The following is a 13,617-nucleotide window of genomic DNA, read 5'->3' as shown; positions in this document are numbered from 1 at the left end:
CCGCTGTCACGGCCTCCGGTCGCGGGCCGGAGGGGGGGCGAGGGTGGGATGTGGCCCGCCAGAGGCGCGGGGGGGGGAGTTGCCCCTGGCGGGCCGTTCGGTTCAGCCGGCGCGGCCGCGCACCAGAGCGCCCGTCACCTCGGCCACGTGGCGGCCCTGGAACTTGGCCATCTCCAGCTCGGCCTCGCTGGGCTGGCGGGAGCCGTCGCCATTGGCGATGGTGGAGGCGCCGTAGGGCGTGCCGCCATTCACGGTGGTGACATCCGTCAGGCGCTTCTCGCTGTAGGGCAGGCCCACGATCGTCATGCCGAAATGCATCAGGTTGACGATGGTGGAGATGATGGTCGTCTCCTGCCCGCCATGCTGGCTGGCGGTGGAGGTGAAGACCGAGCCCACCTTGCCCACCAGCTTGTCCTGGAACCACAGCCCGCCCGTCTGGTCGAGGAAGCTCGCCATCTGCGAGGCCATGCGGCCATAGCGGGTGGGGGTGCCGATGATGATGGCGTCGTACTCCGGCAGCTCTTGCACGGTCGCGATGGGGGCCGCCTGGTCCAGCTTGAAGTGGGCGGCCTTGGCGACCTCCATCGGCGCCGTCTCGGGCACGCGCTTGACCACCACCTCGGTGCCGGGCACCTGCCGCGCGCCCTCGGCGATGGCGCCGGCCAGGGTCTCGATGTGGCCGTAGGTCGAGTAGTACAGGACCAGGATCTTGCTCATCGCGTGGTGCTCCTTTGCGTTGGCCCCAAGTTGCGTTCGCGCGGCCGGGACGGCAACGGCTTGCCGGGAAACGCTCCGTTCGCTATCCGCGAACGATGCGCCCTGATGTGGATGCCCTCGCCACCTTCGTGCAGGTGGTGGACAGCGGTTCGGTCACCGCCGCCGCGGCCCGGCTCGGCCTGGCCAAGTCGGTGGTCAGCAAGCGGGTGACGCAGCTGGAAGCGCAGCTCGCCACCCCTTTGTTGCACCGCGCGCCGCGCCACGTCTCGCCTACCGAGGCGGGTGCCCTGCTGGCTGAGCGCGCCCGCGCCGTCCTGGCGCAGCTCGACACGGTGGCCGATGCGGTGATGGCGCAATCCGGCGCCCTGCAGGGGCTGCTGCGGCTCGCCGCGCCGCTGAGCTTCGGCAGCCGGCAGCTCGGGCCGCTGGTCGCCGCCTTCATGGCCGAGTATCCGCGCATCGAGGTGTCGCTCGACCTCGATGACCGGCAGGTGGACCTGCTCGGCGGCGGCTACGACCTGGCGCTGCGCATCGGGCGGCTGGCGGATTCGGCGCTGCGGGCCCGGCGGCTGGGGCTGAGCCGCCGGGCCCTCTGCTGCAGCCCGGACTACGCGGCGCGGCACGGGCTGCCGGCGGTGCTGGACGATCTTTCCGGGCATTCCTGCCTCGGCTACGCCAATTCCACGGTGGGGCATCTCTGGCGCTTCGCCCCCGCGGGGGAGGCGGAGGGCGAGCCGCGCTCGCTGATCCTGCGCGGCCGGCTCACCGCCAACAGCGGCGAGGCGCTGCTGGATGCCTCCATTGCGGGGATCGGGCTTGTGGTGCTGCCCACCTTCCTGCTGCACGACGCGCTGCGGCGCGGAGCGCTGGTGCGGGTGGAGATCCCCGGCTGGGAGCCGGTGCCGGACGTGATCCAGCTCGTCTATCCGCCCACGCCCGCCTTGCCGCTGAAGACGCGCCGGCTGCTCGACTATCTCGCCGCGCGCATCCGCGAGCCCTTCGCATGGGACACGTCTTTCCAGCCGGGCGCATCCACGGCAGGCTGAGCGGAAAGGGGGCGCCGAATGCCCCGGATGCGAGGAGAGCCCGATGAGCGCCACCAGCCTTGTGCCCGATGCCGAGGTCGCCGCCGCCCAGGCCCGCTGCCGCGAGGCGGGGGTGGCGAGCGGCGACGTGCTGACGCAGCCGGTCGAGGCGGCGCGGGCCAGCACCCAGGCCTTCCAGGCCTTCCTCAACGCGGGCGGGCCGCAGATGGAGCGGCTGGAGGAGGTGGTGCTGGAGAATGCCACCCCGCCGCTGCGGCTGCGCCTCTACCATCCGCGTGGCGGCACGGCGCCGCGCCCGGTCTACCTGCACATCCATGGCGGCGGCTTCGCCTTGGGCAGCCTGGATTCGCTCGACCGCTGGAAGCGCGAGATCGCCGACGAGGCGGACATGGTGGTGGTCGGGCTGGACTACGCGCTGGCGCCGGAGCACCCCTATCCCACCGCCATCCACCAGGTGCTGGCAGCGCTGCGCTGGCTGCGGGAGAACGGCGCCGCGCACGGCATCGACGGCGCGCGGCTGGCGGTGGGCGGCGACTCCGCCGGCGGCAACCTGGCGCTGAACGCGCTGCTGCGGCTGCGCGACGCAGGCGAGCCCCTGCCCGCCCTGGGCGTCGTCATCTACGGCATGCTCTCGGCCCGGCACGACACGCCCTCGCACCGCGACCGGGGCGATGGCCGCTTCGGCCTGTCCACCGAGAGGCTGGAGTGGTTCTGGTCGCGCTACCTGCCGGACCCCGCGTCGCGCGAGGATGCCGGCGCCGCGCCGCTGCATGCCGAGCTGCGGGGCCTGCCGCGGCTGCTGCTGCAGGCCGCCGCGCTGGACCCGCTGCTGGACGACACGGTGAACCTCGGCAGGCGCCTGGCCGAGGCCGGCGTGCCGCACGGCATGACCGTCTATGCCGGGGTGCCGCACGGCTTCATCGGCCAGACGGCGCTGCTGACCAAGGCGAACGCCGCCCGCCGCGAGCTGGTCGCCGCGCTGCGCGAAACTTTCCCCACGTCGAACTGACAGAAAAAGGATGGGGTGCGGGGGAATTCCTTCCCCTGCCCTTTCCTGTTCTCAGCCCAGCGCCCGCTCCAGATCCTCGATGAGGTCCCGAGGGTCCTCCAGCCCCACCGAGAGCCGGAAGGTCCCCTCCCCCGTCCAGTCCCGGTAGGCCTGCGCGGCCTTCCCCTCCAGCCGGAAGGAGGCGCGCAGCACGTCCTCGCTCGGGATGTGGAAGGCGAGGCTCTGCGCCTTGCCGAGCGACACGGCATAGGTCCAGACCTTCAGTCGGGCGGCGAGCTGGCGGGCCAGCGCCTTGTCGCCATCGGCCGAGAAGCTGACCATGCCGGAGAAGTTGCGCATCTGCCGCCGCGCCAGGGCGTGGTGCGGGTGGCTCTCCAGCCCCGGCCAGTAGACGCGGCGGATGCGCGGATGCCCTTCCAGGAAGCGGGCCACCGCGCCGGCATTGGCCTCGTGCAGCGCCATGCGGGCGGGCAGCGTTTCCAGCCCGCGCAGGATCAGCCAGGCGGCGAAGGGGCTGATGGCGCCACCGAGATGGATCACCGCCTCCTTGCGCAGCGCATCGATGCCGCCCGCGCGGCCGATGACGGCGCCGCCCAGCGCGTCGCCATGACCGCAGGCGTATTTGGTGAGGGAATGCACCACCCAGTCCGCGCCCAGCTCCAGCGGCCGCGTGGCGACCGGGGTCGCCAGGGTGGAATCCACCGAAAGCTCCGCCCCGCCCGCATGGGCGATCCCGGCCAGCGCCGTGATGTCGGCCAGCTTCAGGATGGGATTGGCGGGCGTCTCGACATGCAGCAGCCGCGTCTCGGGGCGCATGGCGGCGGCGACGGCGCCAGGGTCCGACATGTCCACCGTGCTGACGGACACGCCGTAGCGCGCCAGCGTCTCCTGCGCGAACTCGGCGACGCCCGCATAGCACACATCGCCCAGCAGCAGGTGGCTGCCGGGCGAGAGGCGGTGCAGCAGCAGCCCGGCGGCGGCGGCCATGCCGCTGGCGAAGGCCAGCGCCGCCTCGCCGCCCTCAAGGGCCGCGAGGCGCTGCTCCAGCAGCGCCACGGTGGGGTTGCCCCAGCGCGTGTAGAACAGCGGCGCCTCCGCGCCGAGGTCGTTGGCGGAAAAGCCGATCGCGTCGGGGTCGGTGTGGAAGCTGGTGGCGGTGACCAGCGGCGGCGTGACGGGCGTGCCGATCTCGCGCGCGGGTGCCGCGGCATGGATGGCCAGGGTTGCGGGGCGCATGCTTCGTCCTCCGGGCGCGGGGGTGCCAGGGCACCCCGCGTCCTGCTCAACGGCGCAGCGGCCCGCGGCCCTGCGCGACATCCGGCGTGCCCCAAGGCCGCGGCCTGCGCCGGTGCGCCAGGGGGCGGTGCCCGGTGGCAGGTAGCCCGGAGCGTGCGCGATGCCCAGCCCCCGAGCCCAGCCCCCGGGCCCGGCCGCCGGCCGCGCCCGGCGCGTTCAGCAAGCCGGGCGCGGCGTGGCCTTCCGCGGGCCGGCGCCAGGCGCGGTGGCCGGCGAGCCGGCCGGGCGATGGCCGCCACGGTCGCGCTCCAGCAGCAGGCGCGCGACGCGGGCCGCCTCGGCCGGGCTGCTGAAGCGGGCACCGTCGATGTCGTCCAGCTGCGGATCGACGGCCCTGAAGTGCCAGCCATCGAGACCAGAAACGGCGACGCCGACGAAGCGGCCGGCGATGTCGACGGGACGGGAAGTGATCATGGGTGTTCTCCGCGCCGCGCGGCGGCGGCGCCCGATGCATCTGTGGAAGCGGGTGGAACGGGCCGTGCCGCCGTGTTCAGCGACAACAGCGGCGCATTCGGCGCGCCCCGGCCCGCTCGCCACAGGCGAGAACGGAGAAGGATGGGCGCTTTAGCGTTTGGTGACGCGGTGCAAGCTGCATGGGTCAAATCCCCGCGGGGCGGCCAGTCCGCCCGGTGACGCCCCCATATTCAACACATGAGGATCGTTTTTTCAAGTTATTCAACGGCAGAAATTGCGTTATTGAGCGCTTCCCCTCAGGCGGCATGGCGGAAGCTGCGGCGTCAGCCTGTTCCCGTAGGCAACAATGGTGCCTGGGCAGCAAGGCCCGGGTCAGGGCCTGGCTTTCCGGCCCGCAACCGGCCAGCCGCCGCGCGGGTTCTCCTTCCGCAACCCCTTGGCAAAGGAGGCCCGCATGGCCGAGCAGGACAAGAAGACCGACGCGGCGCCGAAGATCGGCGAGATGACCAGCATGCTGACCGGCAACGAGACCAAGGATGCCGAGACGACGCGGCCGGGCAGCAAGAACCATGGCGCGGGCGAGGTGGGAAACCTTCTGAAGAACCAGAAGGAGAAGTAGCGGAGCGGCCGGGAGGGTTTTTCCCTCCCGGCCTTTCCGTGCCCGCCGCCCGTTCAGGCGGGGGAAACGGCGCCCTCGGGAAGCTCCTCCCGCGTCTCGGGCATTGCCAGCCACACCAGCAGCACGTTCAGGAGGCCGATCACGCCCAGCATGGCAAAGGCGACGCCGGGGCTGATCCAGCTTGCCACGGCGCCGGCCAGGCTGGTGCTGATGGTGCCGCCGATCCCCACCGCCAGGCCGAAGAGGCCCATGCAGAGATTGAAGCGGTTGGTGCCGCGCGTCAGGTCGGCGGCGATCAGCGGCAGCATCACGTTCAGCGTCGCGGCGCTGATGCCGTCCAGCGCCTGCACGAAGACCAGCCCGATCGGGGCATCCACCAGCGCCAGCAGCGCGCCGCGCAGCGGCAGCATGCTGAAGCCCGCCAGCAGCACCAGCCGCCTGCCGCGCGCCTCCGCCAGCCAGCCGACGGATGGCGAGATGGCCACCACCACCAGTTGGGGCACCACGATGGAGGCGGCGATGATCAGGCTCGCCTCGTCGCCGGACTGGCGCGTGACGGCCGTGCCCGCCAGCGGCAGCATCGCCGCGTTGGACAGGGTGAACAGCGCGCAGCAGGCGGCGAAGACCAGGATGCCGCGGTCCTTCAGCAGATCCACGAGCCCCCGCCCCTTCGCCTGCTGCTCGGCCCGCGCCGCCGCCACCTGCCTGGAGAGATCGTCGGGGCGGATGCTGGAGAGGCAGATCAGGCTCGGCACCGTCAGCGCCGCGGTCAGCCAGAACACCGCGGCCGGAGAAAGGTAGGTGCCGACCAGCCCCATCACGCCCGCGGCGATGGCGCCGCCCAACGCGGCGAAGCGCGTGTTGCGCCCGAGCCGCTCGCCCAGCCGCGCGCGGCCCACCAGCGCCAGGCTGATGGCGGCGATGGAGGGCGTCAGCACGCAGCTGGCGAAGCCGTGCAGCACCTCCGAGAGCAGCACGGGCAGGGTGGAGGGCAAGGCCGCCAGCAGGATGGCGGCCATGGCGATGGCCAGCAGCGCCAGCATGGCGGTGCGCCGCTTGTCGCGCACGGCATCCACCAGGGCGCCCGCCGGCACCTGGCTGATCATGGCCGTGAGCGTGCCCAGGCTGAGGGCGAAGCCGATCTGTACCTCGGTCCAGGCCTGCGTCGTCAGGTAGACGGCCACAAAGGGGCCGAAGCCTGTTTGCACGTCCGCGACGAAGAAGTTCAGCCAGTCCAGGCCGCGCCTGCTGCGTTCGGCAGCCATGCGGGGCTATTCCGCCCTGCCGGTGCCGGGCGGCGCGGCAGGGGCAGGGGCAGGGGCAGGGGCAGGGGCAGGGGCAGGGGCAGGGGCAGGCTCCCGCGCCTCGCCGCGCTCCTGCGCTCCGCCGGGCTGCGGCGCCGGCGCTGGCGCTGGCGCTGGCGCTGGCTCGGGAACAGGCGCCGGCTGCTGAGCCGCCGGCGGGGCGGCTTCCAAGGCGGGCTCCGGGGCCGGTGCCTGAGATGGTGCGGGGGCTGGTGCGGGGGCTGGTGCCGGAGCGGGCGCTTCCGCCTCGGCCGGTGGCGCGGCGGGGGGAGGCACCGCGACCGGGGCGGCGGGCGGCAGGGCCATCTGCACCGCCTCCCCTTCCTTGTATTCGGGGAAGTTGCGCAGCTGATCGCGGTTCAGCGAAAGGTGGATGCCGCCCGCCGTGAAGCGCAGCACCGACCAGGACACCGCGATGCGCCGCCGCCCCACGCCCAGGAAGCCGCCATAGTCCAGCACGGCGGCGCGCGGCCGGCCCGCCTCGTCCACCAGCACGTTCACCATCTGGCCGACGACGATGCCGGTGGCCCCCTTCACGTCCTGCCCGAGCAGGCGGAAGGTGGTGCCCTTGGCAAGCGTCTCGCGTTCCGCCGGCGGCGCGTTCGCCGTTTCCGCCTCCTGCGCCAGCGCGGGCAGGCCGGGAAGGGTCAGGACCAGGGAAAGGAACATGGCGGGCGGCCAGGCGGGACGGCTGACCGGACAAGGCTGGATTGGCACGATGCGGCGCTCCGGAAACAAGGCTGCTGGCCCGGCGGATCGGTGGGACGGACCGAGGGGGCGGACCGGGAAAGAACGGCCCGGCGCGCCCCCTTCACCATAACGGCGCGCGGGCGTGCCGGTTGACCCGGAGGTTCGGCTTAACACGCCCGGCGCAAGGCGCGCGCCGCCGCGCCGGTCAGTCCCGGCGCGCCAGGGCGCGCATCCACACCATCGCCGCCGCCGCGCCGGCATCGGGCGTGCCCACCGCCCGGGCGCCGAGATAGGAGGCGCGGCCAAGGCGCGGCGCCATCTCCCGCGTGGCGCGCAGGCCCGCCTCGCCCGCCTCCAGCGCGGCGGCCCAGGCTTGGGCGAGGCCCTGCCCCGCCGACCGCTCGAAGGCCTCGGCCGCCGGCAGCAGCGCATCCAGCATGGTGCGGTCCCCTGCCCGCGCGCCGCCCAGCTCGCCCACGGCATCGACCGCCGCGCGGAAGGCCGCGGCCCATTCGGCGGCCTCCGGGCTGGGCCGGCCTTCCAGGAGGCGCGAGGCCCGCAGCAGCCCCACCGCGTAGAACGGCCCGGAGCTCCCGGCGATGGCGCGGCGCAGCGCCTGACCCGCCCCGGCCAGCGCGTCGGCGGGATTGGCATGGGCTCCGTCCGGCAGGGCGCGCAGCGCCGCCGCGCCCCGTGCCATGCTGATGCCGAGGTCGCCGTCGCCGGCCGCGCTGTCCAGCTCCGTCAGGCTGTCCTCGGCCGCCTCCAGCGCCGCCGCGACGCGGCCGATGGCCGCGGCGATCGCCGGCGCCAGCGGGCCGGGCGCGGCGGGTGGCGCACTGGCCGCGGGCGGCGGCGCGGGCAGGATGACGGGCGGGCCGATGCGGCCATCGCCCGTCCAGGCCGGGGCGTTGGCCGGAGCATCGAGCAGCGCCAGCCGCGCATCGTCCACCGCCATGACGGAAAGGGAGCAGCCCGGCATCTCGATGGCAGTGAGATGGTTGCCGCACCAGGCGCGCTCCACCACGAGGCCGCGCGCGCGCAGCCCCGCCAGCGCGGCGCGGGCGACGATCGCCAGCTCCATCGGCGGCGTGCCGCCGAGGCCGTTGACCAGCAGCGCCACCCGCGCGCCCCGCCCCAGGCCGAGATCGGCCAGGATCCGCTCCAGCATCGTCTCCACCAGCGCGTCGGCCGGCCGCAGCGTCTCGCGGCTGACGCCCTGCTCGCCATGGATGCCGAGGCCGAGCTCCACCGCGCCCTCCTCCAGCACGAAGCCGGGGCGGCCGGCGGCGGGCACGGTGCAGGCGCCGAGCGCCACACCCATCGAGCCCAGGGCGGAGGTCGCCGCCCGCGCCTCCGCCGCCACCTCCGCCAGCGGCAGGCCCCGCGCCGCGGCGGCGCCGGCCACCTTGTGCACCAGCACCGTGCCGGCGATGCCGCGCCGCCGCTCCGGCGGAACGGTTTCGCTGAGCGCGACATCGTCGGCCACCACGACGATCTCGGCGGGAATGCCCTCAGCGCGCGCCAGCTCGGCGGCGAGGCCGAAGTTCAGCCGGTCGCCCGTGTAGTTCTTGACCACCAGCAGCGCGCCCGCCGGCCCCGCCACGGCGCGCAGCGCCGCCAGCACCGCATCCGTGCTGGGCGAGGTGAAGACATCGCCCGTCACCGCCGCATCCAGGAGGCCGGGCCCGACATAGCCCGCATGGGCCGGCTCATGCCCGGCGCCGCCGCCCGAGAGCACCGCCACGGGACGCGCGCCGGGCGCGGCGCGGACGGCCCGCACCACCACGTCCGCCTCGGCCAGCAGCGCCTGCCCGGGACAGAGCGCGACCAGCCCCTCCAGCATCTCGCGCACGACGCGGCGCGGATCGTTGATCAGTTTCCTCATCGGGCGGCCCTCCTCCATGCGCGGCGAAGGTTGGGCGGCGCCGGCACCGCCATCAAGACGGTTTCTTTGTGGAACAGCCACAATGAGGACTTCACGCCGGGCGCCGCCTGTGCTTTGGGTGGGTCCTTCCGCGAAAGGGCAGCCAATGTCGAAGAAGTTTCTGGCCGATACCATCCAGAATTCGATCGAGATCACCGGCGTGGGCGCGAATGCCCTGGCCGGCGACATCATCGAAGCGATGAAGAGCGAGATCGTGAAGAACGGCCGTTTCACGATTCCCGATTTCGGCGCCTTCATCGTGCGCGAAACCCCGAAGCGCACCGCGATGAACCCGCGCACGGGCGAGAAGGTGGCGGTGAAGGCCGGCGCCACGGTGCGCTTCAAGCCCTCCCCCGCGCTGCGCGACGCCGCCTTCACGGCGATGAAGAAGAACAAGCGCAAGGCCGCCAAGGCCTGAGCCGTCGCCCCGTCCGCCAGGCGCGGGCGGGGTGGCCTCATCGGCGGAGGAAGTCCAGCAGCGGCCGGCCGCCCTCCTCGATGTCCCGCACCACCGCGGCACGCACCATCGCCGCGTCACGCCGCCGCAGCCCTTCCAGCGCCTCCAGATGGCCATGCCGCGGCAGGTTCCGCGCCCCCTCCGCATAGAGGTGGCTGAGCAGCGGCCCGCACTGCATCCACAAAATCTCGACAAGCCCCAGCAGCACCGGCAGGCCGGCCAGCCGGCACAGGCCGAAATGGAACTGCTCGTTGCATTGCAGGGCGGCGGGGAAGTCGCCGCGCGCCTCGGCCTCCACCAGCCGCGCATGGATCGCGCCCAGCGCCGCGATCTCGGCCGGCCCGGCGCGCGCGGCCGCGGCGGCCCCGGCCTGGCCCTCGAGCTGGCAGCGCAGCGCGCGGATCTCGAGGAAGCGCGTGCGGTCGATGCTGGGCACCACCACCGTTCCGCGCTCGTCCATCAGCAGCGCCTGTTCCGAGACCAGCCGCAGCAGCGCCTCCCGCACCGGCGTGGCGCTGATGCCGAGCCGCGCCGCCAGGGGCCGCAGCAGCAGCCTCTCTCCCGGCCGCAGCCGGCTGAGCATCAGCGCCGAGCGAACTTCCTGGTAGGCGCGCTCGCTGAGGCTGTCGCGCGAGATGCGGCGGAAGGGGCCCTCCGCGGCAGGCGCCGGAGCCATGGGCCGGTCCCGCATGGTGTTCATGATTGACACGCCCCGCGTAACGTCTCCACTGTTATATCAAATGACGCATAACAAGCGTCGTGACCAGGGAAGGAAGAAGTCCATGGGGATCGTCCCGCGCATCAGGCCGGGCACGCGGAAGGCCGCCCCCCGCATGGTTCCGCGCCGCCAAGGGCGGCGGCCCGGCATGCCGGCCGCCACCTCCTCATCCCGCTGAACCATGCTGGCGCTGCGCAAGACGAACGCCGCCCCGGGGCTGGAAGCGCTCCAGATCCCCCCTCCCGCCCCGCCCGGCCCGGGCGAGATCGGCATCCGGGTCGCCGCCGCCGGGATTTGCGGCAGCGACATCCACGCCTATGAGTGGACGCCGGGCTACGAGTTCATGGCCCCCCACATGCCCCTCACCCTGGGGCACGAATTCGCCGGGCATGTGGCGGCGCTGGGCGAGGGGGTGGAGGGCTTCGCCATCGGCGACGCGGTCACCGCCTGGCCCACCATCGGCTGCGGCCGGTGCCGCGCCTGCCGCGAGGGGCGCAACCAGGATTGCCAGGCGCGGCGCATCCTCGGCCTGCACTGCGATGGCGGCTTCGCCGCGCAGGTGGTGGCGCCCGCCTCGCATTGCTTCCGCCTGCCGGAAGGGGTGGATGCCGAGATGGGCGCGCTGTCCGAGCCGCTCAGCATCGCCGACAACGCCGTGGAGGTGGCCGCCATCACGCCGGGCGACGCCGTGCTGGTGCTGGGCCCAGGCCCGATCGGCCTCGGCATCGCCTGGATCGCGCAGCAGCGCGGCGCGCGGGTGCTGCTCGCCGGCTTCGGCGATGCGCGGCGCCTGGACTGCGCCCGCCGGATGGGCATCGCCCACACCGCCGATCTGGCCGAGACGAGCATGGCCGAGGCGGTGCGGTCCTGCTTCGGCGAGAAGGCGGACCGCGTCATCGAGGCCACCGGCGTCACCGCCTCGATCACGGACGGCCTTTCGGTGCTGCGCTCCAGCGGCGTGCTGGTGATCACCGGCATTCATTCCCGCCCGCTGGAGCTGCCGGTGACGGCCATGGTGCGCAACAAGCACCAGCTCCGCGCCGCGCATGACACGACATGGGCCGCCTGGCCGCGCGTGCTGGCGCTGCTGGCCGACCCTGGCCACCGCGCGCAGCTCGGGCTGATGGTCACGCACCGGCTGCCCCTGCGCGAGGGGCTGCGCGGCTTCGAGATGGCCCGCCGCCGCGACGCCGTGAAGATCCTGCTGCGGCCCGGCGACGGCTGAAGCGCGCGGCGGGCCGCAACGAATGGGGAGGACAACGACAATGTTCAGGACGACACGCAGGATGGCGCTCGGCCTCGTGGCCGGGCTCGGCATCGGCCTCGGGGCGGGCGCGGCGCAGGCGGAGATCCGGCTCGGCGCGCTCTATCCGTTCAGCGGCGAGCTCGCCGTGCTGGGCGACGAGAGCTGGCGCGGGCTGGAGCTGGCCGTGGAGGAGCGCAACGCCGCGGGCGGCATCCGGGGCGAGAAGATCACCCTGGTGCGCGGCGACGCGGTGGACAACAACCAGGCGGTGGCCGAGGCGCGGCGGCTGATCTCGGTGGCGCAGGTGAAGGCCATCTTCGGCACCTATTCCTCCGCCCGCAGCCAGGTGGCGAGCCAGGTGGCGGAGCTGGCGCGCATCCCCTATTTCGAACTGGGCGCGGTTTCGGATTCGATCACCGAGCGCAAGTTCCGCTACCTGTTCCGCACCAACCCCACGGCGCGCGACATGGCGGCGCGCTCGATCGAGATGGTGGTGAAGTCCGTCGCGCCCGCCTTCTCGGTGGAGCCGAAGGACCTGCGGGTCGCCATCATCCACGAGGACAGCCTCTACGGCACCACGGTCGGCCGCTACCAGGCGGGCTTCGCCAAGGAGCAGGGGCTGAACATCGTCGAGACCCTGCCCTACCCCGCCAACATCGTGGACATGTCGGCGCTGATCCTGCGGCTCCAGGCGGCGAAGGCCGACGTGGTGCTGCAGACCTCCTACCAGAACGACACGGTGCTGTTCTTCCGCCAGGCGCGCGAGGCGAATTTCAGGCCGCGCGCCATCATCGGCGGCGGCGGCGGCTACTCGCTGCGCGAGACGATGCAGGCGGTGGGCCAGGAGGTGATGGATGGCGTGCTGAACGTCGACTTCACCCAGTACGCCATCAACCCCAAGGCGGCGCCGGGCATCGAGGAGTTCGTCGCGGCCTATCGCGCGAAGTACAGCATGGAGCCGCGCTCCGGGCACAGCCTGGGCAACTATGTCGGCGCCAAGGTATTCCTCGACGCCATCGCCGCCGCGAAGTCCCTCGCCGCGGACGACATCCGCGCCGCCGTCGTGGCGGTGGACGTGCCGGACGGCACCACGCCGGAGGGCTGGGGCGTGAAGTTCGGCCCCGACGGGCAGAACGAGCGCGCCAAGATGATGGGCCTGCAATGGCAGGATGGGCGCCTCGTCACCGTCTATCCGCCCGAGGCGGCGGTATCCGAGCTGCGCCTGCGCCGCTGAGAAAGGCCGCGGGCGCCTATCAGGGCGCCCGCACCCGCACCCGACGGCCAGAGGAGCGTCCATGGAAACCTTCGTGCAGCTCGTCATCAACGGGCTGATGCTGGGCGGGCTGTTCGCCATCATCAGCGTCGGGCTGACGCTGATCTTCGGCATCATCCGGCTGGTCAACTTCGCGCATGGCGAGCTGCTGATGGTCGGCATGTACCTGACGTGGCTGGGCACGGTGAAGCTTGGCCTGCACCCCTATGTGCTGGCCCCACCGCTGGTGCTGGTGCTGTTCGTCATCGGCGTGCTGATCCAGCGCTTCATCCTGCAGCCGCTGCTCGACGCGCGGGACGCGCATGTGCAGATCTTCGCGACGGTGGGCCTTTCCACCGCGCTGATCAACCTGGCCCTCCTGGTGTTCGGCGCCGATCTCTACGCGACGCCCGCGAGCGGCGTGCGCGAATCGATCACCCTCGGCCCCTTCCGCATCCTGATCGGGCAGCTCGTCATGTTCGTCTGCGGCATCGTCGTCGTGGCCGCGCTGCACCTGTTCATGGAGCGCACCTATCTCGGCCGCGCCATCCGCGCCACGGCGCAGCACCGCGCCGCCGCGCAGCTGATGGGCGTGGATGTGAAGCGCATCTACATCGTCACCTTCGGCATCGGCGCCGCCTGCGTCGGGCTGGCGGCGGCGCTGGTGGCGCCGATCTACCCCGCCTCCCCCACCGTCGGCACCTATTTCGTGCTCACCGCCTTCGTGGTGGTGGTGCTGGGCGGCATGGGCAGCCTGCACGGCGCCTTCATCGGCGCGCTGCTGATCGGGCTCGTGGACAGCCTCAGCGCCTTCTACATCGCCCCCGATCTCAAGGAGGTGGTGATCTTCGCGCTGTTCATCCTGATCCTGCTGTTCCGGCCGACCGGCCTGTTCGGCCTGGGCCGCGGCTCGGAATGAGGA

14 protein-coding genes are annotated in these 13,617 nt (G+C 72.8%); 7 read left to right on the top strand and 7 right to left on the bottom strand.

Annotated features, from left to right (window positions below; translation table 11 throughout):
* Positions 1 to 102 precede the first annotated feature (102 nt).
* Entirely contained in the window at positions 103 to 717 is a 615-nt protein-coding gene (gene wrbA, locus CR162_RS09035; RefSeq protein ID WP_099095219.1) for an NAD(P)H:quinone oxidoreductase, read from the bottom strand.
* Positions 718 to 812: 95 nt separating this feature from the next.
* Here wrbA and CR162_RS09030 point away from each other — a divergent pair, with 95 nt between their 5' ends.
* The gene (locus CR162_RS09030) at positions 813 to 1,763 is read left to right on the top strand and encodes a LysR family transcriptional regulator (protein WP_099095218.1); all 951 of its coding nucleotides are present in this window, start codon (positions 813 to 815) and stop codon (positions 1,761 to 1,763) included.
* Positions 1,764 to 1,806: 43 nt separating this feature from the next.
* Positions 1,807 to 2,772, top strand: a complete 966-nt coding sequence (locus CR162_RS09025; protein WP_099095217.1) for an alpha/beta hydrolase — start codon at positions 1,807 to 1,809, stop codon at positions 2,770 to 2,772.
* Positions 2,773 to 2,823: 51 nt separating this feature from the next.
* Here the strand turns inward: CR162_RS09025 and CR162_RS09020 are convergent, their stop codons facing one another.
* Together CR162_RS09020 and CR162_RS09015 are read right to left on the bottom strand one after the other, a co-directional pair.
* Positions 2,824 to 4,008 (bottom strand): trans-sulfuration enzyme family protein, encoded by a 1,185-nt coding sequence (locus CR162_RS09020; RefSeq protein ID WP_099095216.1) that lies wholly within the window; start codon positions 4,006 to 4,008, stop codon positions 2,824 to 2,826.
* Between the two features lie 216 nt (positions 4,009 to 4,224).
* Complete coding sequence (locus CR162_RS09015) at positions 4,225 to 4,482, bottom strand: hypothetical protein (RefSeq protein ID WP_099095215.1); 258 nt, start codon at positions 4,480 to 4,482, stop codon at positions 4,225 to 4,227.
* A gap of 454 nt (positions 4,483 to 4,936) precedes the next feature.
* Between CR162_RS09015 and CR162_RS22335 the strand changes: the two genes are divergently transcribed.
* Positions 4,937 to 5,101 carry a hypothetical protein gene (locus CR162_RS22335; protein ID WP_176559786.1) on the top strand — a complete coding sequence of 55 codons (165 nt, stop codon included), beginning with the start codon at positions 4,937 to 4,939 and terminating at the stop codon, positions 5,099 to 5,101.
* Between the two features lie 53 nt (positions 5,102 to 5,154).
* Here CR162_RS22335 and CR162_RS09010 read toward each other — a convergent pair whose 3' ends face one another.
* From CR162_RS09010 to CR162_RS09000, 3 genes are all read right to left on the bottom strand, one after another.
* Positions 5,155 to 6,366 carry an MFS transporter gene (locus CR162_RS09010; protein WP_099095214.1) on the bottom strand — a complete coding sequence of 404 codons (1,212 nt, stop codon included), beginning with the start codon at positions 6,364 to 6,366 and terminating at the stop codon, positions 5,155 to 5,157.
* 6 nt (positions 6,367 to 6,372) lie between these two features.
* Complete coding sequence (locus CR162_RS09005) at positions 6,373 to 7,074, bottom strand: PRC-barrel domain-containing protein (protein ID WP_176559785.1); 702 nt, start codon at positions 7,072 to 7,074, stop codon at positions 6,373 to 6,375.
* Positions 7,075 to 7,300: 226 nt separating this feature from the next.
* Positions 7,301 to 8,983 carry a dihydroxyacetone kinase family protein gene (locus CR162_RS09000; protein ID WP_099095212.1) on the bottom strand — a complete coding sequence of 561 codons (1,683 nt, stop codon included), beginning with the start codon at positions 8,981 to 8,983 and terminating at the stop codon, positions 7,301 to 7,303.
* A gap of 82 nt (positions 8,984 to 9,065) precedes the next feature.
* Here CR162_RS09000 and CR162_RS08995 point away from each other — a divergent pair, with 82 nt between their 5' ends.
* Positions 9,066 to 9,440, top strand: a complete 375-nt coding sequence (locus CR162_RS08995; RefSeq protein ID WP_245870220.1) for an HU family DNA-binding protein — start codon at positions 9,066 to 9,068, stop codon at positions 9,438 to 9,440.
* 37 nt (positions 9,441 to 9,477) lie between these two features.
* On the opposite strand, the gene CR162_RS08990 is transcribed toward CR162_RS08995, so the two are convergent.
* Positions 9,478 to 10,155, bottom strand: a complete 678-nt coding sequence (locus tag CR162_RS08990) for a GntR family transcriptional regulator (protein WP_245870219.1) — start codon at positions 10,153 to 10,155, stop codon at positions 9,478 to 9,480.
* 223 nt (positions 10,156 to 10,378) lie between these two features.
* On the opposite strand from CR162_RS08990, the gene CR162_RS08985 reads away from it, so the two are divergent.
* The 3 genes from CR162_RS08985 to CR162_RS08975 all read left to right on the top strand — a co-directional run bounded on the left by CR162_RS08985 (position 10,379) and on the right by CR162_RS08975 (position 13,614).
* Complete coding sequence (locus CR162_RS08985; RefSeq protein ID WP_099095209.1) at positions 10,379 to 11,422, top strand: zinc-dependent alcohol dehydrogenase; 1,044 nt, start codon at positions 10,379 to 10,381, stop codon at positions 11,420 to 11,422.
* Between the two features lie 40 nt (positions 11,423 to 11,462).
* Positions 11,463 to 12,677 carry an ABC transporter substrate-binding protein gene (locus CR162_RS08980; RefSeq protein WP_218014862.1) on the top strand — a complete coding sequence of 405 codons (1,215 nt, stop codon included), beginning with the start codon at positions 11,463 to 11,465 and terminating at the stop codon, positions 12,675 to 12,677.
* Positions 12,678 to 12,738: 61 nt separating this feature from the next.
* Positions 12,739 to 13,614, top strand: coding sequence for a branched-chain amino acid ABC transporter permease (locus CR162_RS08975; protein WP_099095207.1), 876 nt, complete (start codon positions 12,739 to 12,741; stop codon positions 13,612 to 13,614).
* Positions 13,615 to 13,617 lie beyond the last annotated feature (3 nt).

Source organism: Teichococcus rhizosphaerae (assembly GCF_002631185.1).
In the GTDB taxonomy this organism is placed as follows: domain Bacteria; phylum Pseudomonadota; class Alphaproteobacteria; order Acetobacterales; family Acetobacteraceae; genus Pseudoroseomonas; species Pseudoroseomonas rhizosphaerae.
Note: the sequence above shows the minus strand (reverse complement) of the source record. Positions and strands in the feature narration are given on the sequence as shown.